The 20,388-nt window shown below is 72.4% G+C and carries 21 protein-coding genes and 1 pseudogene; 9 read left to right on the top strand and 13 right to left on the bottom strand.

Annotated features, from left to right (window positions below; all coding sequences use genetic code 11):
* Positions 1 to 65 precede the first annotated feature (65 nt).
* Positions 66 to 1,061: a hypothetical protein gene (locus J7E86_RS00925; protein ID WP_215078690.1), complete on the bottom strand. Its 996-nt coding sequence runs from the start codon at positions 1,059 to 1,061 to the stop codon at positions 66 to 68.
* Positions 1,062 to 1,367: 306 nt separating this feature from the next.
* Here J7E86_RS00925 and J7E86_RS00920 point away from each other — a divergent pair, with 306 nt between their 5' ends.
* The 3 genes from J7E86_RS00920 to J7E86_RS00910 all read left to right on the top strand — a co-directional run bounded on the left by J7E86_RS00920 (position 1,368) and on the right by J7E86_RS00910 (position 3,281).
* Complete coding sequence (locus J7E86_RS00920; protein WP_215078689.1) at positions 1,368 to 1,871, top strand: hypothetical protein; 504 nt, start codon at positions 1,368 to 1,370, stop codon at positions 1,869 to 1,871.
* 189 nt (positions 1,872 to 2,060) lie between these two features.
* Entirely contained in the window at positions 2,061 to 2,501 is a 441-nt protein-coding gene (locus J7E86_RS00915; protein ID WP_215078687.1) for a hypothetical protein, read from the top strand.
* Between the two features lie 117 nt (positions 2,502 to 2,618).
* A complete protein-coding gene (locus J7E86_RS00910) occupies positions 2,619 to 3,281 on the top strand; it encodes an SMI1/KNR4 family protein (protein WP_251018488.1) in 663 nt (220 codons plus the stop codon).
* 39 nt (positions 3,282 to 3,320) lie between these two features.
* On the opposite strand, the gene J7E86_RS00905 is transcribed toward J7E86_RS00910, so the two are convergent.
* The 8 genes from J7E86_RS00905 to J7E86_RS00870 form a co-directional block, all read right to left on the bottom strand.
* Positions 3,321 to 4,523, bottom strand: coding sequence for a ferritin-like protein (locus tag J7E86_RS00905; protein ID WP_308312423.1), 1,203 nt, complete (start codon positions 4,521 to 4,523; stop codon positions 3,321 to 3,323).
* Entirely contained in the window at positions 4,520 to 6,535 is a 2,016-nt protein-coding gene (locus tag J7E86_RS00900; protein ID WP_215078686.1) for a GMC oxidoreductase, read from the bottom strand. Before J7E86_RS00900 ends, J7E86_RS00905 begins: the two co-directional genes overlap by 4 nt.
* The gene (locus J7E86_RS00895) at positions 6,532 to 7,029 is read right to left on the bottom strand and encodes a hypothetical protein (protein ID WP_215078684.1); all 498 of its coding nucleotides are present in this window, start codon (positions 7,027 to 7,029) and stop codon (positions 6,532 to 6,534) included. Before J7E86_RS00895 ends, J7E86_RS00900 begins: the two co-directional genes overlap by 4 nt.
* 298 nt (positions 7,030 to 7,327) lie before the next feature.
* Positions 7,328 to 8,035, bottom strand: coding sequence for a L,D-transpeptidase (locus tag J7E86_RS00890; protein WP_215078682.1), 708 nt, complete (start codon positions 8,033 to 8,035; stop codon positions 7,328 to 7,330).
* A gap of 115 nt (positions 8,036 to 8,150) precedes the next feature.
* Entirely contained in the window at positions 8,151 to 8,501 is a 351-nt protein-coding gene (locus J7E86_RS00885; RefSeq protein WP_215078680.1) for a hypothetical protein, read from the bottom strand.
* Positions 8,502 to 9,011: 510 nt separating this feature from the next.
* Entirely contained in the window at positions 9,012 to 9,344 is a 333-nt protein-coding gene (locus J7E86_RS00880) for a putative quinol monooxygenase (RefSeq protein WP_215078678.1), read from the bottom strand.
* Positions 9,345 to 9,518: 174 nt separating this feature from the next.
* Positions 9,519 to 10,406, bottom strand: coding sequence for an ATP nucleotide 3'-pyrophosphokinase (locus J7E86_RS00875; protein WP_215078676.1), 888 nt, complete (start codon positions 10,404 to 10,406; stop codon positions 9,519 to 9,521).
* Between the two features lie 184 nt (positions 10,407 to 10,590).
* Positions 10,591 to 11,664 (bottom strand): glycoside hydrolase family 6 protein, encoded by a 1,074-nt coding sequence (locus J7E86_RS00870; protein ID WP_215078745.1) that lies wholly within the window; start codon positions 11,662 to 11,664, stop codon positions 10,591 to 10,593.
* Between the two features lie 430 nt (positions 11,665 to 12,094).
* Between J7E86_RS00870 and J7E86_RS00865 the strand changes: the two genes are divergently transcribed.
* The gene (locus J7E86_RS00865) at positions 12,095 to 13,087 is read left to right on the top strand and encodes a serine protease (RefSeq protein WP_215078674.1); all 993 of its coding nucleotides are present in this window, start codon (positions 12,095 to 12,097) and stop codon (positions 13,085 to 13,087) included.
* Here J7E86_RS00865 and J7E86_RS00860 read toward each other — a convergent pair.
* The 3 genes from J7E86_RS00860 to J7E86_RS00850 form a co-directional block, all read right to left on the bottom strand.
* Positions 13,057 to 13,677, bottom strand: coding sequence for a nucleoside deaminase (locus tag J7E86_RS00860; protein ID WP_215078672.1), 621 nt, complete (start codon positions 13,675 to 13,677; stop codon positions 13,057 to 13,059). The genes J7E86_RS00865 and J7E86_RS00860 overlap by 31 nt on opposite strands.
* A gap of 91 nt (positions 13,678 to 13,768) precedes the next feature.
* Positions 13,769 to 14,239, bottom strand: a complete 471-nt coding sequence (gene cynS, locus J7E86_RS00855) for a cyanase (RefSeq protein WP_215078670.1) — start codon at positions 14,237 to 14,239, stop codon at positions 13,769 to 13,771.
* Between the two features lie 66 nt (positions 14,240 to 14,305).
* Positions 14,306 to 14,908, bottom strand: coding sequence for a carbonic anhydrase (locus J7E86_RS00850; protein WP_215078668.1), 603 nt, complete (start codon positions 14,906 to 14,908; stop codon positions 14,306 to 14,308).
* A gap of 123 nt (positions 14,909 to 15,031) precedes the next feature.
* Here J7E86_RS00850 and cynR point away from each other — a divergent pair, with 123 nt between their 5' ends.
* Together cynR and J7E86_RS00840 are read left to right on the top strand one after the other, a co-directional pair.
* Positions 15,032 to 15,925 carry a transcriptional regulator CynR gene (gene cynR, locus J7E86_RS00845; RefSeq protein ID WP_215078666.1) on the top strand — a complete coding sequence of 298 codons (894 nt, stop codon included), beginning with the start codon at positions 15,032 to 15,034 and terminating at the stop codon, positions 15,923 to 15,925.
* A gap of 141 nt (positions 15,926 to 16,066) precedes the next feature.
* Entirely contained in the window at positions 16,067 to 17,173 is a 1,107-nt protein-coding gene (locus tag J7E86_RS00840; protein ID WP_308312422.1) for a helix-turn-helix transcriptional regulator, read from the top strand.
* 204 nt (positions 17,174 to 17,377) lie between these two features.
* Here J7E86_RS00840 and J7E86_RS00835 read toward each other — a convergent pair whose 3' ends face one another.
* Complete coding sequence (locus tag J7E86_RS00835; RefSeq protein ID WP_215078662.1) at positions 17,378 to 17,797, bottom strand: nuclear transport factor 2 family protein; 420 nt, start codon at positions 17,795 to 17,797, stop codon at positions 17,378 to 17,380.
* A gap of 122 nt (positions 17,798 to 17,919) precedes the next feature.
* On the opposite strand from J7E86_RS00835, the gene J7E86_RS00830 reads away from it, so the two are divergent.
* The 3 genes and pseudogenes from J7E86_RS00830 to J7E86_RS00820 form a co-directional block, all read left to right on the top strand.
* Complete coding sequence (locus tag J7E86_RS00830; protein ID WP_215078660.1) at positions 17,920 to 18,363, top strand: SRPBCC family protein; 444 nt, start codon at positions 17,920 to 17,922, stop codon at positions 18,361 to 18,363.
* A gap of 105 nt (positions 18,364 to 18,468) precedes the next feature.
* Positions 18,469 to 19,452 carry an alpha/beta fold hydrolase gene (locus tag J7E86_RS00825; protein ID WP_215078658.1) on the top strand — a complete coding sequence of 328 codons (984 nt, stop codon included), beginning with the start codon at positions 18,469 to 18,471 and terminating at the stop codon, positions 19,450 to 19,452.
* Between the two features lie 204 nt (positions 19,453 to 19,656).
* Positions 19,657 to 20,388, top strand: a pseudogene (locus tag J7E86_RS00820) (hypothetical protein); the annotation flags it as partial.

The raw sequence follows: 20,388 nt of genomic DNA, 5'->3' as shown, positions 1-20,388 counted from the left end.
CCTCCGGTCGAATCGGTCAGGTCCTGCGGCAGACGCTAGGAGCTGGAGCGCGCTCCAGCGCAAGCTCACCGGTCGAAGCCGATGTGCACGTGATCGTGGTGCGTGTCGTCCGAGAAGTACGGGCGCCCGGGCGCCCCGCCCGCCGGCAGCACCGGCCCGCCCACGTTGTACGCACCGGCCGCCGCGGCGTCACGCATGAAGGACTCGATCAGGCCGCGCGGCGTCGCCCCGTCCACCACGGCCTTGTCGTCGATCCGCCAGACGTCGACAGCCCGGCCCGGCGGATGGTCGCTGGGCCGGTCGGTGCCGAAGACATCGATCGGGTGGCCCGAGCGCAGGACGCTGACGTCCATGCGGTAGGTGCCCGCGAGTTCGAGCAACGCCCGCAGCACGCTGTCGTGGACGCCGCCACCGCGCACGTCCGCCTCGGCGGCCGGCGGCAACCGGATGCGGCTGTCGGCGAGCACGCGCCGCGCCGGATCGGGCAGCGAGGCCGCGGCCGGTCCGGGAGCGGCCGGGTGGAGCGCCGTGACCGACCAGCGCGGCCGGGCACGGCCGAGCCGTACGTCCACGGTCGTACCGCCCGGCGTGACGCGACCGTCTCCCGTCCGCGTCCACCGGCGGCAGACCACGAGCACGCTCGCCGTGTCGTCCAGGATCCCGCCGTACTGCGCGTCGACGACCTGCACCACGGATTCGTCCGCCTCCGCCAGCAGCGGCCCCGCCTGCTCGGCGAGGCCGGGCGGCAGCCCCAGCGCGGCGGTCCGCTCCCGGGCCTTCGCCGGGCCCCGGCCACCGGGCCGCCAGGTGCCGAGCGCCTCGACGAGCTGTACGGCGCGCAGTTTGACATCGGGTCGGACGTCCGAGCCGTTCGGCCGCCACACCGTGGCACGGGGGAGCGCGGCGGCCGACGACGCGGAACCCGCACCACCGCTCCCGTGCCTCCCTGAGGACGAGCACGCGGACGCGGACGCGCCGAGGGCGAGCCCGGCCGTGCCGAACAGCACGGTCCGACGGCTCGGGCCCGGACGACCGGCCGGCGGATCGACGTCGCGGGACATGAACCGGTTCCCCTTCGGTCTGGAGCCTCGCACTTCGGGCCACGGGCGCGGCGGCACCCCCAGTCTCACCGCGCTCCCGGCCACCCGCACGCGGCCGGGGGCCGACCGGAGGGTCGATGGGAGAGGCGCCGGAGGGGTGGCCGGATCGAGTGCCGCGCCGTTGTCAGGAGCCGCGGCCGCCTGGATGATCACCACTCGTGTCGACGGGATCACGTGAACGGACGTGCCCCCGCCGCGCGCGGGCGCGCTCGTCCCGGCGTCCGCCCCATGGTCACTCGAAACGTTTCGCCGGAAAGGGAGACAAAGATGTCCTCTCGTACTGTGTTCCGCACCGTCACCGTGGCTGTCGCGGCCGCGACGCTCGGTGCCGGCCTGGTGTCGGGGGCCCAGGCCGCCGCTCCGGCGCGGGCCCGGGCCGCGACGGAGGCGGCCACCGTGTCCACCGCGCCCTCCGTCGCCCCCGGTGACGAGAACCCCTTCGAGTGGATCGACCTGCAAGGGCTCAAGGCTGAACGCCGCGTGATGTACCCGGCCGGCCGCCCGGTGAGCTACTGGGCGCTCGTCCTCACCGACGAGGTGGCCGCGCGGCACTACTCGGGCGGCCGGTTCTTCCTCTATGCGCCCGCCACCGGGGAGTTCGGCTCCTTCCTCGACACGGACATCGCGGTCCGGAGCGTCCGGAACCCGGCCGGGGTCGTCATCGCGGACAGCGGCTTCATGCGGTCGCACCCCCGCGTGGAGGTCCGCTACGGCAACCCGGACCGGCCGAAGCGCGCCCTCACCGTCGCCACCGCCACCATCTGGATGTAACCGCTCCCGCCCGTGCGCGCCGGGGCGGTGGCGGCCGCCCCGGCGTCGCGTGCTCGCCCGTGCGAGTGATATATGGCCGCGCGGTGACGGCGAACGGCGGTCGCCGGGTCCCGGCGCGCGACGATGCCGGGGTGGGGGTTCGTATGCATCGGCCCCAGCCCGAACCGTTTCTTCTTGCGTGGAGGTGCCGTGTACACCACCGAGCCAGTTGCCCCGACGCTCCAACCGTCCCCCCAGGAGGATCAACTGGCCGAGGACTACGCCAGTGTCCTCGGCACCGTCTCCCGCATCGACCAGGCCGTGCGCGACGGCGCCTGGAGCGCCGTGCGCGACGAGCTCGACCAGCTCATCAGCGCCGCCGAGGACATGTGGACCACCCTCTCCGAGCCCGACGAGGGCGCGGACGACAGCGACCACGACCTCTATCAGGCGCCCGTGACCGTCACCGCGGATCCCGCGACGGTCCGCCGGCTGATCGCCTCCTACGCCGAGCCGCACTCGGTCGGCCGCGTCCTGTACCCCCCGAGCGTCATCACCGCCCCGCACCCGAGCGGTGCCGTGGAGGGTGAGGACGCGACCGTGCCAGGCCAGGAGGTCTCACCGCGGGGTGAGCCGGCGGGGCGTCCCTGAAGGGAGGGACGTTCGGACAAAGACGCCCACTCTTGGGGTAATTCGGGCGGACATATGTGACATGGTGGAGGGGAGCGGTGCACGGCGCCGAGCCGGCGCCGGCGGGAGGGGATCCACATGGCTGCTGGAACCGTGCACGAGGGACAGGTCGAACCGTCGGAACCGGCGGGGTTCACCGCCGTCCGCCGTCTGATGCCGGCGCACCAGAACGCGGGGGAGAGCGTCGACTGGGCGGTCGCCGAACGGTTCTGGGATACGCGGTTCCCCCGTGATTACGTCGCCTTCATGGCGGAGTACGGCGAGGGCACCATCGGCGACTTCCTCTACGTGCTCCAGCCGCTGCCGTCCCCGTACTGGACGGACCCCGACAGCGGCATGCGCTCCGAGACGGACAGCGCCCGTCGGCTCCTGACGGCGGAGCCGGATCTGCCCGGGCCCGCCGGGGCGGGCCCCGGCCCGGGCCCGGTGATCGCCTGGGGTGTCACCTCCGGCCCCGACATCCTGTGCTGGCTGACCGCGGACGCCGACCCGGACCGCTGGCCCGTCGTCGTCCTGGGGCGCCACACCACGGCGCCGGTGGTGGTCCACGACTGCGGGATGACGGAGTTCCTCGGCCGCCTCTTCCTGGCCGCGTTCGACGAGTGCCCGCTGAGCGGCACGCAGCTGTGGGGCGAGGCCGCCCCGAAGTTCCTCCACTGCCGCGAGGAACAGCGCATCTGGGACGCGGGCATCGACCCCTGGACGGGCGCGCGCGACGCGTACCGGCCCCCGGGCATGTGACGCGCCCGGGGCCTCCGGCGGCCCGGCTCGACCGGCCCGTCAGACAGGCCCCGCCGGCCGCACGCCGTCCGGCAGCGCCGTCATCCCCGGAGCGTCCGCGAGAGTGCCGCGTGCGTGGGTGAGGAGCCGTTCGGTGATCTCGTAGGTGGCACTGGCGTGCAGCCCCTGGGCCCGTTTGGCGGGGTCGGGGTGCGGGTTGCGGTACAGGCGCCCGGCGAGGTCGCGCAGTTCCAGCATCGTGGGCACGGCCGCCCGCATCATCACCGGGTCCTCGGTGAAGGCGTGTTCGAGGATGCACAGCAGGCGTGCGTACACCTCGTTGAAGTGGTCGGCGGCACGCCGCACCGCGCTGCCGGGGGGATAGTGCGCGGCCTTGGCCTCGGGGTCGATGGGATGGACGTCGTCCCAGCCGATGTCGATCGCGGGGCCGGTGGGGCCGGAGTCCGGGGTGTCGTGCGGGCCGTAGCGGCGCTGCCGGCGGAGTTCGTCGAAGCGGAAGTAGTGCGCGGGCTCCCGGGCTTCTCCGAAGAGCTCGTCATCGGTGTCGTAGACCGTCCTGCTCACCCCCTCGCCCTGCTCGGTGACGACCCGGAGGGCGATGAGGGCGGACGCCAGGTCCGTGATCCTCAGGACCTCGCCGCCGGAGTTGTAGAAGTCCTCCGGGCCGACCTGGCGCCGGGGATCGCCGCTGAAGAGCTCCGCCTCGCCCAGCTCCTCCGTCAGCCGGACCAGGCTTTGGCGGATGGTGTTGTAGAACTGCCCGATGGAGGTCCAGCCGTCGTCGTCCGCGACCGAGGGATGGCCGGGCGGCTCGGCCACGTACTCCGGACGCTCGATGTGGAGGAACGTCTCCAGCGCCTCCGTGCCGAAGTGGCGCAGGGCGACGGGGATCTTGTCCCGGCTGTAGGGCAGCCGGGCGGGGTAGCCGGTGACGAACGCGGAGTGAGCCACCAGGGGAGTGCCGCCGACGGCGTTGAGGAGATTGGCGACGAGCGTCAGATGGAGCATCTCTTCCAGGACGACGGCCCGGACGGCGTAGAAGGCGGGACGGTTCGTGCCGGGGCGCAGGGTGTACATCGCCGTCAGATAGGGCGGGATGGTGAGATGTTCGAGCGTCAGCGCGGCCTGGAGGAAGACATGCAGGTCGGCGCGGTCGCGCGGCACCCGGAACGGTGGTTCCTCGACCGTGGCCAACGCGGCGGTGAGGTCGGTCCGTGCGGTCGGCGCGTCGGTGGTCGTCACGGTCGTCCCTCCTGGTGGGTGTCCCGGCGGGTGTCCTGGTGGGTGACGGGAGCGGGGACACGGCCCGGAGCGGACCCGGCGTCCGGCGGGGGCGGGGGCACGGCGTCGGGGGCCGGCACCGGCTGGACGGTCACCGGCCGGTGCAGCTCGGTCAGATCGCGGTGGATTCGCTCACTGCTGCGCAGGGCGAGGGCGGCCATGGTCAGCGAGGGGTTGGAGGTGCCGATGGACGGCATGCTGCCGCAGCCGACGGCGTAGAGGTGGGGATGGTCCCAGCAGCGCTGCCAGTGGTCGACGACGGAGGTGTCGCGCGAGTCGCCCATGACGTGTGTCCCGGCTCCGTGGCCGGCTCCGTTGAAGACGTAGTCCCGGTCGCCGAAGCGGAACCAGCCGGGGGTGAACGGGCCGGGGCCGTACACCGTGCGGTCGTCGGCGTCCAGCAGGCCGAAGATCTCGTCGGAGACCGACTTCGCCGCCGCCATGCCGCGCTTCACCCGGTCCGAGAGGTCGTAGGTGATGACGGGCCGGGGATTGCCGAGCCGGTCGCGCCGGCGCGGGTCGAGGGTCACCCGGTTGCGTTCCTCGGCGTCCTGCTCGATCGCGAACTGCAGGCTGAACTGCCGGCCGATCTCCCTGCCGAGGGTGGCGCGCAGCTCGCTCCCGAACGTTCCCCTTTCGCGCGGTTGCCCGGAGTCGCCGGGGATGCCCAGCAGCCGGGCCACATCACTGGCCGGTGAACCCGCGGGCCAGCCCCAGCCCCAGTTGCCGATCTCGATGCGGAAGGGGGCGCGGGTCCGCCGTCCCGGACCCGAGCGGAAGCTCTCCAGCCCGGCCGTCGAGCCGGGGCCGCGGAAGGGACCCACCGGGTGGCCCATCAGTCCCCAGGTGAGCAGGGTCGGGTGGTCCATGAGATTGCGGCCGACCTGGTCGCTGTGGTTGGCGAGCCGGGAGACGAGGAGCAGTCGGGCGTTCTCGATCGCGTGCGCGGCGAGGACGACGATGTCGGCCTCGGCGGTGCGGGTGGTGGGTACGGGGGCGGCCGGGTCGTCGTACGTCTGGTACTCGACGCCGAGGATCCGGCCGTTCCCGTCGGCCAGGACGCGGCCGGCCACGGCGTGGGGGAGGAGCCTGACCCGGTTGTTCCAGGTGGCCTGAGTCTTGAGCGGCGTGTATTTGGCCTGCACGGGGCAGATCGGCACGCAGGAGGCGTTGCCGACGCAGCGCTCGCCGTAGTTGGGCAGACCGGCCGCACCGGCCGGGCGGTAGCCGCGGCCGTGGTCGTAGCGCGGGTCGGGGGTGCTGTTGCGGGCGTGCGGGGTGGTGACCACCCGCAGGGGGATGTCCGGGGAGTCCCCCGATTCCTGGACGGTCGCCCCGTCGAGCCGGGCGGCGACGACGTCGTCGAGGTAGGTCCGGGGAATCGGGCGCATCGGATAGACGTAGTCCCCGGGGAACGGCAGCCCGATGGCCGCGGCCTGCTCCTGGGCGTCCCCCGCGACGCCCAGTTCCCGCTCGGCCGCGCGGTAATGGCTCTCCAGATCGGCGTAGCCGATGGGCCAGTCCCGGCCGTAGCCGAAGGTCCGCCGGACCGCGAAGTCCTCGGGGAGCATGCGCGGGGTGAGGCCCATCCAGTGCAGGGCGGTGCCGCCGTTGGCGCGCAGATAGTCGGTGCCGTAGGGCAGGGCGCCGTTCTGTACGAAATAGCCGTGCGCCCGATAGCCGCCGTCCGGCAGTCCTTCGAGGTCGAGGACATCGGGGGAGGGCGCGGCGGCGTTCGGTCGGTAGGGGGAATTGGGAACCTTCGCCGACGCCGTGTAGTACCTGTCGAGGGCGTCGAGATGGCCGGGCCAGGTGTCGAGGGTGCTGGTGCCGGCCTCCAGGGCGAGCACGCGCCAGCCCTGGTCGCCCAGTCGCTTGGCCACCAGCGACCCGGACAGGCCGGCGCCCACGACGATCACGTCGTACCGGTGCGAGCCGTGCCGCGCTTCCTCACCTCGCCGCGAGGGGCTCACGCGGGCTCCCCTCGCACGCTGGGGGACGTCGGCACGGTCCGGCCGGCCGGTGGGGCGCCGGGCGGTGGGTCGGCCCACGTACCGAAGCCCGGCGGTTTGGCGCCCGGCGGATGGCCGTGGAAGGTCCGCCACACCAGGCTCTCGGTATGGGCCTCGGGCGAGACGGTGAAGGCGGTGTTGGCCGATTCCCTGCCGAGGGCGGAATGCACCGTCCTGGCGAGCTGGGGCCAGACGCCGAGGTACCACAGGTGAGTGATCGCCCGGGCGATGTCGCGCGAGATCTCGTCGACGATCAGGTCCGGGTCGCCCCCGGCCGTTTGCAGGTCGGCGAGGAAGCGGTCGAACGCCTGCCGGCCGACCTGCTCCAGCGCCGTGGTGCGGTACTGGCCGGCCAGTCCGGTGGCGTGCAGCTCGAAGGCGTCGAATCCGGTCAGCCGTACGGAGAGGTCGACGAACTCTTCCTCGGGCGTGGGAATTCCGACGGGATCCCGCACGGAATCCTGCGGGGAAGCGGTGCGTTCCGGCGCCATGCGTGACCACCCATCTGTGGGGACCTGGCGCCTTTCTACCGGACCGTTCGGCGACGGGAGAAGGGGGAATGAACTCCCTTCACTCGTAAGAGTGTTCGCAGAATCGATTCCCTTTTGATGGAGGGAATTCCTCCGCTCTTCTCATGGGCGCCGCCGCCCGGTAACGGGCGGCGGAAGCCGAGGAACTCGCGCGATGCGTCCGGTCGTTGTGACGGCGGCCCGCCCGGTCGTCGGCCGGGTCGGCCGCGCGGCCGGCTCCGGGTCAGGTGCCGGGCTTGCGCCCGTAGACGAAGACGTCGTCACCGTTGCCGAGCATGGACCAGTACTTCTTGGCGTCGCCGGTCCGCATGTTGACGCAGCCGTGCGAGCCGGGCGGTGACCAGACGCTGCCCTCGATGGCGTGGAACGCCTGCCCGCCGTCGAAGAACTGGGCGTAGGGCATCCGGACCTTGTAGAGGGTCGACCAGTGGTCGATCGAACGCCAGTAGACCTTCTTCGCGCCCGTCCGCGTCTCATAGCCGTCCCGCCCGGTCCGTACCGGCACCGGTCCGAACTTCAGGGACTTGCCGTCCTGGATCCAGCTGATCTGCCGCGTCAGGTCGACACAGGCTATGCGCCCCTTGTTCACCGGGCACTTCCCCGCCGCGTTGGGGTCGCGCTTGGTGATCTCCTGCTGCATCACACCCCAGGTCACCGGGCCCGCGTAGCCGATGTTCGGGGTGATGCCGTGCTGGGTCTGGAAGCCCTGGATCGCCCGGCAGTCCGCCGGTGACTGCCGGCCGTCGGCCGGCCTGCCCAGGAACTTCTCCACGTCCTCCTGGTGCGGCCCGGTCCGGGTCGTACACGCGGGCGTGGCGTGGGCGGTGCCGCCGATCGCGACCGTGAGCGGGGCCGCGAGCCCCACCGCGCCGAGGAGCACGCCCAGGCGGCGTGCCGTTGTCGTGGCCGTTCCCTGCTTCGGTCTTCTCATATGAACTATGACTGTGCGGGCGGCTGGAGGGTTGCAGGGGCAGCCGTGCGAAAGGGCCCGCCCGTGGTGCCGGACGGACCCTTCGCGCCACCCGAGGGCCGGGGGCAGGCCGGGGTCAGGAGATGGACGCGCCGGTCGGGATGGAGGACAGCGCCAGGGGGTTCACGCTGGCGATCTTGTTCCAGGCGAAGTGGTACTTGTCCATCGCGGCGGGGCTGGTGATCCAGCGCTTGACGCCGTTGCTGATGAGATAGACCGCGGGGTCGTTGGCGGCCTTGCCGAGGAAGGCGCCGTCGGACAGCTGGCCGCCGTCGTCGATGCTGCCGATGTCGATGACCGTCTGGATGCCGTTCCAGTCGCGGAACAGGTTGTTGTACGTGGCCGGGTTGGGGATCCAGCGGCGCCTGCCGTCCAGGACGAGATAGATGGCCGGGCTGTTCACGCCCTTGAGGCGCTGGCCGTTCAATTCCGGATGCGTCCTGGAGGGACGCGCGTCCGATGCGTGCGCGGATGTCACTTCGGCCCCGGTTCCCGCGGCCTGGGCGGCGGGTGCCACCGTGGCTCCGGCCAAGGACGCGAGGGTCAGGGCAAGGGCAGCGAACCACGAGCGTCTGTTCACGGTTCCTCCGCGAAATCGAGAGGTGGTGGAGATCCTCTACTCACGGTGATCCCCACCCCTTTACGGAGGCTTCACATTTCCGGCGCCGAGCATGATTGTCAATGCCTCGCGAGGTCCCCGCGGCGGGCCCTCGGCGATTCTCCGCCACCCCACCGCTGCGCGGCGGTGCCCTCAATCTCCCCCAGCTACCGCTGGGAGGTGCCCCCAGACGGGCTTGATTGTGGCTGAGCTCAGCCACAATCAAGCCCGTTGGGGCACCCCCAGCGGTAGCTGGGGGAGATTGAGGACGCGCCCGCAGGGCACCCGCCGCCGCAGGCGGCGAAGACGGCCCGCAGCCGAAGGCCCGCCGGACACGGCCTACGAGAGGTGGCGAGGGGTGAGCTCCGTCATGGCCGACCAGCCGCTGCCCGGCGCCTCGGTGCTGACGATCTGGGGCGTGGTCGCGATGGCGTCGGCCATCGTGTCCATGGCGGCCTTGAAATGCGCGGAATTGACGTGGGCGTCGCCCGCCTCGCGCGAGGCGAAGCCCTCGACCAGCACGAACTGGTTCGGGTTGTCGACGCTCGTGGACCACTCGAAGAAGAGGTTGCCGGGCTCGCTGCGCGTGGCCCGGGTGAAGCCGTCGACGAGCTGGAGCCAGTCCTTGGCGCGCTCGGGACGTACGGTCATCTTGGCGACGATGAAGATCATCGATGTCTCCTGCGGTTCGGGGCGGCAGGGCCGTGGACACGGCGCCGGTTCGTGGTGGGCGGTGCGCCCTGGTCGGATTCCACGGTGGAGGAGGCGAGGGCACCCGGTGAAACGGGTAAGGGCCGATTCCGGCCCTGCCGGAAAATCGAACGGTCCCGGTGGCCGAGGTCGCCGCTAAGCGGCGGAAGGAGCCCGGACCGCGCCGGTCTGGGGAGCCGGGACGACGGTGGCCGGAGGGGCATGGGCGGCGGCCGGCGCGCCCTCGGCCTCGGCCGGCTTGGGCGGCGCGGGAGCGGCCAGCCCCTCCGCACCCTCGGGGACCGGCACCGACGCGAAGATCGCGTCCTGCTGACGCTGCAGCTCCTGGACGCGGTCCTTGGGCGTGCCGGGCAGGCGCTGCTCCTCGTACAGCTTGTGCGTCGCCTCCTGGGCCCACTTGCTCGACGGCGTGTGGAACTGGACCTCGAAGGGGTGACCGGAACCGAAGCCGCGCCAGCCCGAGTTGATGCCCTTGTAGCCGTTCTTCCGGCCCCAGGTGTTCGACCACTTGACGTTGTCGTTGCCCCAGCCCGACAGAGTGGCCGACGCGGTGGCGACCCCCGTGGTGTATCTGCCGTCCGTCCACTGCAGGGTGTAGCGGACGGAGTCATTGATCCTGGCGAGGGCCGCGTCCACGGTCTGGCCGGGCTCCTCCTTCATGGACGTGGCCACTTTGCGCTTGAGCGAGTCGGCGGACTTCAGCCGGTGATCGAAACCGACCAGCGTGGCATGGCTGATGAGGGCCACCGCCTTCAGCTGCGGGCTGATCGACTCCTCGGCCTCCTTGGCGCGCGCGGCGAACTCGTCGACTTTCTTGTTGTCCGCGGGATTGAGGGACAGACCGTCCCCTTGCCATCCCCCCTCACCGTCTCCGGGCCGCTCCGCCGCGACACGCTTGCCGGCGGACGCCGGGTACGGCCCGGCCGCGCCGTCGGCGGTCGCGCCGGGGATCGAGGCGACGCTGAGGGCGACGGCCAGGGCGGCAGCCGCCGCGAACCGGGATGCTGTGCGATTGGTGAACATCCGTAGGTTTTCATCTTTCTCTCGACGGTTGCCATATACGGCGAGAGATACAACAGGACGGGGCGTGGACGGGTATCCGAAACGCCGATGGCGTCGGCTGTTTTGACTTGATCGCGTGATTTCGACGGGGAGGGCGCGCCCCGGGCCGGAACCGGGTGTAGGGGCGCGCCCGGCTTCGTACCGCCTACCTCTCCCCGGCCGGTGCGGGCGGCGGTACCACCCGGGGTGCCGTCGGCACGGTGTTGGCGAGCCGCAGGGCGTACTCGGCCCACCAGCGGCCCGCGGCCGGGGCTCCCCGGCACGCGCCGTCGGACTCGCCGGGCCGCTTGATCCACAGGTAGGCGTCGACGAGCGGGTCGCCGGTGTCCGTGGTGGGCGGCGTACCCAGGGCGCGGCCGGGCGGGTTGCACCAGGGTTCCGCCTTCGCCGGTTCCGGCCCCTTGCCGTCGTCCGCCGGTGCGTCGCCGGGGTCGTTGGAGGCGGCGGCGTCGCTCGTGCCGGGGGCGGGCCCGGGATCCTCACCATGAGCGGCGGCGAGGAGCGGGCCGTTCCCGTTGCGGCTGGTGTCGATGACGTAGTGGGTGCCGTCGAGCAGCGCGGAGAGGCGGTCGCCGTACGTCCGGGTGACGGGGTTGGTGTGGAAGTTGGAGACGTTGAGCGCGAACCCGTCGGCGTCGGCGATGCCCGCCTGCCGCAGCGCCGAGGCCAGGTGTCCCTGGTCGGAGATCCAGCCGGGGTTGCCGGCGTCGAGGTAGACGGAGGTGCCGGGCTGGGCCTTGAAGGTCTTGACCGCCTCGGCCAGGAGCTCCAGACGCTCCTTCGCGGGCTCCGCCGGGACGCACCCCGATGCCCATTGGGCGAGCGCGTCGGGTTCGAGGACGATCCACGCCTGGCGGGCGCCGATGCCGGTTGCCGCCCGCGCGGTCCAGGTGCGGTAGTGGGCCGCGTCGGCGGCGCCACCGGAGGAGTACTGCCCGCAGTCGCGGTGCGGGATGTTGTAGGCGACGAGGACGGGGATCCGGCCTTCGGCTTCGGCACGCCGGGTGACCTGCTCGGCCTGTGCCTTCGGGTCGTCGCCGGTCAGCCATACGGCTGTGGAGCGCTCGGAGATGCGCTGCAGCGCTGTCGCGTCCTCGTCCCTGCCCCGTTCCCGCCACACCCGTTCCTGGTGGATGGCGGGGCTCGACGGTTCCACCCAGAAGGGTGCCGTCGGGTCATAGTCGTTGTCGTCGTCGTGTGCGAGGGCCTGGCCGGCCATGCCGGGCAGGCATACCGCGCCGGCGCACACCACGAAGGTGGCACCGACACCGTAGAGAGTCCTGCGGAGTCGTGCGGCGGTCCTGTGCCGGATACCGGGTCTGTTTCTCACGCGTCCCCCAGATTGCCGTCTGGCTCGAACTGTTCCCTCTCAGGCTGGCAGCTGTCGGACCGTCAGAACCTGTTCTGATGCGCCGAACGGGGGCGCCTCCTCCTGCTCGGGCTTGAGCATGACGGTTCGTCACGGAACTGGGCGACAGTGCCGATCCGGCCATGTATTTGATGCGCCCCTGACAATTCACGGTGTCCGTGGGACTCTCCCTCACACACCTCGTATCCGCACCGCTCGTCTGCCCGGACCGCACCTGTCCGCGGTCCGGCCCCCACACCGCCGCGCGAGGGATCGCGCGGCCTGGGCAGAAGGAGTACGCGTGAGACGTCCCCGCCGTACCGCCGCCGGCGTCGTCCTGGCCGCCGGGACCCTGCTGGTCGCAGGGCTCCAGACCGCCACCGCCGACGCGGCGCCGGTCGCCACCACCAACGCCTCCGACACCGTCCACACCGCCGCCGCCTCGACCGCGGCCCAGCAGAAGATCCGCGATTTCTGGACACCCGAGAGGATGCGCGCGGCCACGCCGCTCGACGTCCGTGTCACCGCCCCCGCCACTCCGGCACCGCGGCACGCCGGTGCGCCATCCGTCGTCGCGCCCACCGCCCCGTCCGCCGGCACCAGGTCGTTCCCGCAGGCCGGCGGGGCGTGGTCCGGAGGCGGTGCCGTCGTCAAGACCTCGGGCCGGGTGTTCTTCACCTTCCAGGGCCGCAACGCGTCGTGCTCCGGGGACGCGATCACCAGCCAGAACCGCAGCACGGTGATCACCGCCGGCCACTGCGTCAAGTACCAGGGAGCCTGGCACACCAACTGGACGTTCGTCCCCGGCTACCAGGACGGCCAGACGCCCTACGGGACGTGGACCGCGGCCAAGACCGCCTCCACGCCCCAGTGGGTCGCGAGCGAGGACATGAACTTCGACGTCGGCATGGCGGTCGTCGCCCCGCTCGACGGCAAGCGTCTCGCCGAGGTCGTCGGGGCCCAGGGCCTGCAGTTCAACGGCGCCTACAACCAGTCCATGTACGCCTTCGGCTTCCCCGCCGCCGCACCGTACGACGGCAAGAAGCTCATCTACTGCAGCGGGAAGACGACGAAGGACTTCCTGATCACCAAGGATCACGGCCTCGCCTGCAACATGACGGGCGGTTCCAGCGGCGGCCCGTGGTTCGCCTCCTTCGACGAGGCCACGGGCGCCGGCGTCCAGGCGTCGGTGAACAGCTTCGGCTACACCTTCCTGCCGAACACGATGTTCGGGCCCTACTTCGGCGCCGAGGTGAAGAGCCTCTACGAGCAGACGGCGGCGACGCGGCTCTGAGGCCGCTCGCTCCCACCGGTTCCGCACGCCCCGCCGCGACAGGAGCACGGACTCCCGGCGGCGGGGCGGTCGCGGGCCGGCAGGGGTCGCGTCAGGCGGCGGGCACGCCGGGCACCCCGGCGCTCGCCGCCGTTGCGCTCCTGCCAGACCCGGTAGACCTCCACGGCGGCGTCGCGCGGCGCGTACCGCATGGGCAGCCGGCGCCTGTCCCAGTCGGTCGCGAACTCCGCGTAGAAGGTCCCCAGCTCGAAGTACTTGCGGTCGTCCACGTAGTGCGGCTCGTAGTCCTCGCGCAGAGTGAGGAAGACGACCTCGTCGGGGCTGCAGTAGTACAGGGAGCCCAGGCACATCGGGCACGGGTGGGCGAGCACGTAGATCGTGCAGCCGGTCAGGTGCTCGGTGCCCAGCCGGGTGCAGGCGTCGCGGATGGCGAGGATCTCGGCGTGCGCCGTCGGGTCACCGGTCCGAGCGACCAGGTTCGGACTCTCAGCGATGATCTCGCCGTCCTTGACGATGACCGTGGCGAACGGCCGGCCGCCCTCGGCCACGTTGGCCCGGGCGATGTCGATGGTGCGCTGTGCGAAGTCCACGGGGGCTCCTTCTTCCGGAGGTGCGGGAGGGGAAGGGGGCCGGGGAACCGGTTCGGTTCCCCGGCCGCCGGCTTCGGAACGGACCTCGGCGTCAGAAGGGCTTCGTCGGCAGGTACTTGCCGTCGAGCGTGATCACCGCGCGGTGACCGCCCTCGGGGTCCTCGACCTTCTTCACGTCCAGCTTGAAGTTGATCGCGCTGATGATGCCGTCACCGAACTGCTCGTGGACCAGGGCCTTGAGGGTGGTGCCGTAGACCTGGAGCATCTCGTGGAAGCGGTAGATGGTCGGGTCGGTGGGGATGCCGCCGGGGAGGGAGCCGCGGGTCGGGATGGTCTGCAGCAGCATCGCGGCGTCGTCGTCCAGGCCCAGCAGGCCGGCGACGGCCCGGGCCGAGTCCTCGGGCAGCGGGTGCTGGCCGAGCACGGCGGCGGTGACGAAGGCGACCGAGAGACCGGCGGCGTCGGCGATCTGCTGCCAGGACAGGTCCTTGCGCACCTTGGCGTCGACAGCGGCGGCGGCCAGGGCCTGACGGGCGGTGGGGTCGAACTGGGCGTGCACCATGAGAGGGCTTCCTTTCGGGTGTGCCGTGCCCCCAGGAGGGGGACGGCGTGGGATCCGGTGGGCGGGTCAGGCCGCGAGGGCGGCCGGCCGGCCCGCGTCGTCGAGTTCCTCGACGGCGCCGGTGGGGATGTCGTAGACCCAGCCGTGCAGGGCGACCGAACCGGTGGCCAGGGCGCGGGCCACCGAGGGGTGCGTGGCGAGGTTCGCCAGCTGGGCGAGGACGTTCTCGCGCACCAGGGCGTCGACCTGCCGCGCGCCGGTCACGCCGGCGGCACGGGCCCGGGAGGCGTCCGCGTGGCGCAGCCAGTCGGCGATCGCGGGCACGGCGCTCAGATCGTGGTGCTCGGCGAGGGCGGTCATCGCACCGCAGGCGGAGTGCCCGCACACCACGATGTCGCGCACGCCGAGTACGGCGACGGCGTACTCGATGCTGGCCGCCACCCCGTCCGGGCCGGGGGTGTGGGCGGGGACGAGGTTGCCGGCGGTGCGGATGACGAACAGCTCGCCCGGCTCGCTCTGGGTGATCAGTTCCGGTACCACCCGGGCGTCGGAGCAGCTGATGAACAGCGTCGTCGGCCGGTGGGTCGCGGCCAGGTGGGCGAAGAGGTCCGCCTTGGCCGGGTAGACATCGCGGCGGAAACGCGCGACGCCTTCGGTGAGGTCTCGCATGGTCACTCCTTCGGTGGCTGTCGGCCCCGTGGGGCTGACGAGATCCACCATGCATGACCTGCTCCTATAGTGTCCAAGGCGCACAAACCATAGAAGCTATTGCTCGCATCTATAGTTGTTTCCATGGCTCTGGAACTGCGTCACCTCCGCTATCTGCTCGCCGTGGCCGAGCACGCCAACTTCACCCGGGCCGCCGAAGCCCTCCACATCTCGCAGCCCACCCTGTCGCAGCAGGTCAAACAACTGGAGCGGGCACTTCGCGTACAGCTGCTCGACCGGTCGGGGCGCACCGTACGGCTGACGGACGCCGGGGAGGCGTACGTCCACCACGCCCGCCGCGCCCTGCGGGACCTGGCGGCGGGCGAACGCGCCGTGCTCGACGTGCAGGACCTCTCGCGCGGCACCCTGCGGCTGGCCGCGACCCCGACCTTCACCGCCTACCTGATCGGGCCGCTCGTCGCGGACTTCCACACCGGGCACCCCGGCATCACCCTGGAGGTCCGGGAGATGACCCAGGACCGGATGGAGTCCGCGCTCCTCGACGACACCCTGGACCTCGGCATCGCCTTCAGCGGCCCGCACCGGCCGGGGATCACCGGCGACACGTTGTTCACCGAGACCCTCGGCCTGGTCGTCGGCGACGCCCACCCGCACGCCGGGCGCCGTGACCCGCTGCCGGTCGGCGACCTCCACGACAGCCGGACGGCGCTCCTCAGCAGCGACTTCGTGACGCGTCGTCACATCGACGAGTACTGCGCCGCGCACCGGGTCCGCCCGCGCGTCGACATCGAGGCCAACTCGGTCGGCGCGCTCGTCGAGATCGTCCGGCGCACCGCGCTCGCCACCGTCCTGCCCGACGCCATCGCCCGCGAACACCCGGACCTCCACCCGGTCCCGCTCGTCCCCGCCCTGCCCGCGCGTACCGTCACGCTGCTCCGCCGGGACACCGCCTACCGGAGCGCCGCCGCCCGGGTCTTCACCGACCTCACCACGCGATGGGCCCGGTCCCAGGGGTGACGCAACGGTCCGGCCCACCGAACGAACCCGGCCCGGACGCGCACCCCCGTGGCACGTCCGGACCGGAAGATCCCTCGGCCTTCAGCCTCTCCCCGCCCCCGGATGACCGGTAGTGGCATTCCTAGGGGCAAGATGGGGTCCGTGCCGATCGGAGAACTCGTCAGGGAATTGCGCGCCTCGCGCGGATGGAGCCAGGGGCGGCTGGCTTCGGAGATCAACGAGACCTTCGGTACCTCGCTCGTACGGGAGTACGTGAGCGGCTGGGAACGGGGCAAGGTCAGGCCCGGCCCGTTCTACCTGCGGTGCCTGGCCACGGTCCTGGAGGTGCCCCTGGCCGTGCTGGAGGGCGGCCGCGCGCCGGACGAGCCGCTGACCGGCCTCAGCGCGACCGCCGTCGCCCCCACCGTGGCCGCCGATCTCCTGAGGGTCGGGTTCGCCGCCCGTCTGCGCGGCGGGCCGGCGGTGGACGACTGGGAGGACCGGCTGGCCGTCTACGGCACCGACTACATGTCCGTCGGCGCCGCCGACCTGCAGCGCCGCGTCGTCGAGGACCTGTTCGTGGCGCAACAGCAGCTCGACGACCCCCGCATGTGGTCGGTGACCGCCCGCCTCATGACCCTCTACGCCACGACGCTTCCCCGCTCGGAGGGACCGAAGGCCATCGGCTGGTTCCGGATGGCCGCCGACGCGGCGGACCGGTCGGAGGACCGCGGGACACGCGTGTGGGTGCGCGGCCGGGCCGCGCTCACCCTCGGCTACGGAGGCATGTCACCCGGGCTCGCCGACGTGCTGGCCGACCAGGCCGTGGCCATCGGCGGCAGGCCGTCCGCCGGGCTCCTGCACGCCACGATGGGGAAGGCGTACACCGCGGCCCTGCGCGGCGACAGGGCCGCGGCCCTGCGGCTGGCCGACCGCGGCCGTACGGTGTTCGACGCGGCCGCCACCCCCTCGGAGCAGCTCAGCGACTACGCCCTCCCCGCCTGGCGCATGAACGGCTTCCTGTCCCTGCTGTCGGCACGGCTCGGCGACGAGAAGCGCGCGAGCCGCGCCCAGGCGGAGGCCCGCCGCGAGCTGCCGGGCCATCTGCCGCGCTTCACGGCGCACCTGGAGCTGCACCAGGGGCTGGTGCTGACCCGCTCGGGTGACCGGGCCGGCGGCCTGGCCCATGCCGAGGCCGCCCTGGAAGCACTGCCCTCCGACAAGCACTGCGGCACGCTCCAGATGCTCATGGACGAGATAAGGGCCTGAACGTCTCCCGGGCGGCCTCCCTAGGCTGTGTCCGGCGGGACTTCGGCTGCAGGCTCTCTTCGCCGCCTGCGGCGGCGAGCGCCCTGCGGGCGCGTCCTCAAGCTCCCCCAGCGGTGGCCGGGGGAGCTTGAGGACACCACCGCGCAGCGGTGGTGCGGCCGACACGGCCCGCGGCGCCCTCTCACATGATCCGCCGGACACGGCCTACGCGTCGGGCGTGCACGCCTCGGCGATCGCGAGACTGTCCTCGAAGAGGTGATACCGCGTTATCAGCCCGTCCTCGACCGTCAGCCGGGCCGCGAAGGGCGAGTGGAAGGTCTTGCCGGTGATCCGCGCCGTGCCCGCCAGGCGCCCCGACAGCATCGCCTCGCCGCCGTTCACCACCATCACGTCGACGGCTTGGCCCCCCGGCAGCGGGGTCATGCCCTCGGCCAGCTCACGGAAGTGCGCGGCCACGTCCGCGCGTGAGGAACGCGGCCGAATCCACGGCACGACGGGGTTCTCGGCGATCAGCCAGTCGACCGTCTCCGCGAACAGGGCCGCCGTACGGTCCGGATCGCCCTGCCCCAGTCGCACCAGGAACTCCTGGACCACGCCACGGGTGTTGTCCTCTGCGTTGCTCATGTCGCCGCTCTCTCCCTGTCTCGGTATCCGGTCGCCGCCGGGGCGGCAGCCGACACTAACCCGCGGCGGCCCGGCGCCCGGCGCGGGGCCCGCCTCCGCCCAGGCCCGATTAGGCTGCCGCCATGGCTCCCTTCACGCTCGAACGCCCCTCCCGCCTGCCCGTCGGCGAGGCGTGGCGGCGGCTCACCGACTGGGAGCGCCACGCCGCACACGTCCCGCTCACCCGGATCACGGTGACGCCGGCGCCCCCGAGCGGCGTGGGCACCCGGATCGTGGCCCGCACCGGCCTCGGGCGCGCCGCCTTCGACGACGTCATGGAGATCGTCCGCTGGGAACCGCCCTCCGAGGACGGCGCTCCGGGCCACTGCCGCCTGGAGAAGCGGGGCACCGTGGTCACCGGCTGGGCGGAGATCGACGTCCGCCCGTACGGGCCGGGATCGCGGACCGTCTGGCGCGAGGACCTCCGTGTCGCGGGGCTGCCCCGGCTGCTCGACACCGCGACGGACCGGTGCGCCCGGCTGCTGTTCGGGCGGGTCGTGCGGCGGCTGCTGTCCGACGGCGCGTGACGCCCGGCACCGTTCCGTCGGTCCGCCAACCACGACCCGCCCGACGGCCGTTGACGTAGTGTGGAGCGCGTCGGTACGCATAGGACATCTGCTGCGGGAGGGCCCATGACCAGCACGGTCGAGCACCGCTTCGTCGAGGTGAACGGCGTCACCCTGCACATCGCCGAGCAGGGGCAGGGACCACTGGTCCTGCTGCTGCACGGCTTTCCGGAGTGCTGGTACTCCTGGCGGCACCAGTTCGCGCCGCTGGCCGAGGCCGGCTACCGGGTCGTGGCACCGGACCAGCGCGGCTACGCCCGCAGCGGGCAGCCCGAGGACATCGCCGCCTACAGCATGCTGCACCTCACCGGCGACGTGATCGGACTGATCCACGCCCTCGGCGAGACCGGCGCGGTCGTCGTCGGCCACGACTGGGGCGCGCCGGTCGCCTGGACGACCGCGACGCTGCGCCCGGACGTCGTCCGCGGGGTGGCCGGCCTGAGCGTCCCGCCCGTACCCCGTGGCCTCGTCCCGCCGCTCGCGAGTATGCGGTCGCTGCTCGGCGAGGGCTTCTACCAGGCGTACTTCCAGGAACCTGGCGTGGCCGACGCGGAGTTGGCGCTCGACCTCGCGGCGACCTTCCGCAGCATCCTGTCCAACAGCTCGGGCGACAGCCCGCACACCGACCCGCCGCGCCCCTGGGTCATTCCCGAGGGCCGCAGACTCCTGGACACGATGCCCGCACCGAAGGAACTGCCCGACTGGCTCACGGAGGAGGACATCGACGTCTTCGTCCGTGAGTACGCCGGGCACGGCGACCGCGCCTTCACCGGCGGCCTGAACTGGTACCGCAACATCGACCGGAACTGGGAGTTGCTCGCACCCTTCCACGACCGCGGCATCGGCGTCCCCGCGCTGTACATGGCGGGCGACCGGGACCTCGTACGGGCCTTCCCCGGCATGGACCGGGCAACGGCCGCCCTGCGGACGACGGCCCCCGGGCTGGTGGACAGCGTGACCCTCCCCGGCTGCGGTCACTGGACCCAGCAGGAACGGCCCGAAGAGGTCAACGCCGCGCTCCTGGACTTCCTGGCCGGGCTGCCCGCATAGCGGCGGCGCCGCGCGTCAGGACGCCATGTCCGGGCCGTCCGGCCGAATGGGGGAAACAGGGGCAAGAGGGGAAGAGGGGCCGTCCGGACCCGTGTCGGGGCCGTGGCCTCTACAGTTGCCCTTGCTCTGCCATTTCCGCCCCGGCCGCGGGCCGTTGCCGCCGCCCGGGAGGGGTGGTGGCACCGGCCGGAAGGATGTTGCGTTGTGACTGACCCTCTGCGGGGCTGTGTGCTGTTACTGGACGGGACCCCCGACCGGTCCCGCGGCGCGGTGCCGAATCCGACGGCGCACGCCCTCGCCGGGGCGGATCCGCGGCGCTTCCTCGCCGCCCCGTCGGTGGACGTGATCCGGCTTCCCGGTGTCGAGGGCCCGCAGAGCGTGCTGGCCTACCTCCAGCACGCCGCCACCGGACCCGGCCCCCTGCTCGTGTGGGTGACCGGACGGCTGATGGTGCCCTCGCGCCGGGGCAAGGAGCTGCACCTGGCCCTCTCGGGCAGCACCCCGGGGACCCTCCGCTACACCGGCCTGCCGTGGGCCTGGCTGACGCGCACGCTGCGTGCCCACACCGGACCGCTGCTGCTCCTGGCCGACGTCGAGGCGGACGCCGCCGCCTGGCCGCACGTGACGGCCGCCGCGAACAGCGGACAGCTCGCCGAGGGGATCCCGCTCTTCGGCGTGGTCAACCCCCTCCCCGCCGCGCCGTCGCGGGAAGCGGGCCCGTACACCTCCGCGTTCCTCGACCTGCTGCGCGTGGGCGACGCCGGCGCGGGCCCGGTCCTGGACCCCGCGCCGGTGCACCGTCAGGCGCTCGCCGTCGGAAGCTCGGCGCGGACGCTGTCCCTGCAGTACGGGCCGGCCGACCCGGTCCTGGCCAACCCCGCCCACGCCGCCCGGCCGGCGCCCGCCGCGCCACCGCCCGTGCCCGCACGACGGGCC

Source organism: Streptomyces sp. ISL-11 (genome assembly GCF_018614525.1).
Taxonomy (GTDB): Bacteria; Actinomycetota; Actinomycetes; order Streptomycetales; family Streptomycetaceae; genus Streptomyces.
The sequence above is the reverse complement of the archived record's forward strand: the minus strand, read 5'-3'. Positions and strand labels throughout refer to the sequence as shown.

Coding starts and splice junctions, on each gene's coding strand:
- J7E86_RS00925 (WP_215078690.1), bottom strand. CDS start 1,061: ATGTCCCGCGACGTCGATCCGCCGGCCGGTCGTCCGGGCCCGAGCCGT.
- J7E86_RS00920 (WP_215078689.1), top strand. CDS start 1,368: ATGTCCTCTCGTACTGTGTTCCGCACCGTCACCGTGGCTGTCGCGGCC.
- J7E86_RS00910 (WP_251018488.1), top strand. CDS start 2,619: ATGGCTGCTGGAACCGTGCACGAGGGACAGGTCGAACCGTCGGAACCG.
- J7E86_RS00890 (WP_215078682.1), bottom strand. CDS start 8,035: ATGAGAAGACCGAAGCAGGGAACGGCCACGACAACGGCACGCCGCCTG.
- J7E86_RS00880 (WP_215078678.1), bottom strand. CDS start 9,344: ATGATCTTCATCGTCGCCAAGATGACCGTACGTCCCGAGCGCGCCAAG.
- J7E86_RS00875 (WP_215078676.1), bottom strand. CDS start 10,406: ATGTTCACCAATCGCACAGCATCCCGGTTCGCGGCGGCTGCCGCCCTG.
- J7E86_RS00870 (WP_215078745.1), bottom strand. CDS start 11,664: ATGGCCGGCCAGGCCCTCGCACACGACGACGACAACGACTATGACCCG.
- cynS (WP_215078670.1), bottom strand. CDS start 14,239: ATGGTGCACGCCCAGTTCGACCCCACCGCCCGTCAGGCCCTGGCCGCC.
- J7E86_RS00850 (WP_215078668.1), bottom strand. CDS start 14,908: ATGCGAGACCTCACCGAAGGCGTCGCGCGTTTCCGCCGCGATGTCTAC.
- cynR (WP_215078666.1), top strand. CDS start 15,032: ATGGCTCTGGAACTGCGTCACCTCCGCTATCTGCTCGCCGTGGCCGAG.
- J7E86_RS00835 (WP_215078662.1), bottom strand. CDS start 17,797: ATGAGCAACGCAGAGGACAACACCCGTGGCGTGGTCCAGGAGTTCCTG.
- J7E86_RS00830 (WP_215078660.1), top strand. CDS start 17,920: ATGGCTCCCTTCACGCTCGAACGCCCCTCCCGCCTGCCCGTCGGCGAG.
- J7E86_RS00825 (WP_215078658.1), top strand. CDS start 18,469: ATGACCAGCACGGTCGAGCACCGCTTCGTCGAGGTGAACGGCGTCACC.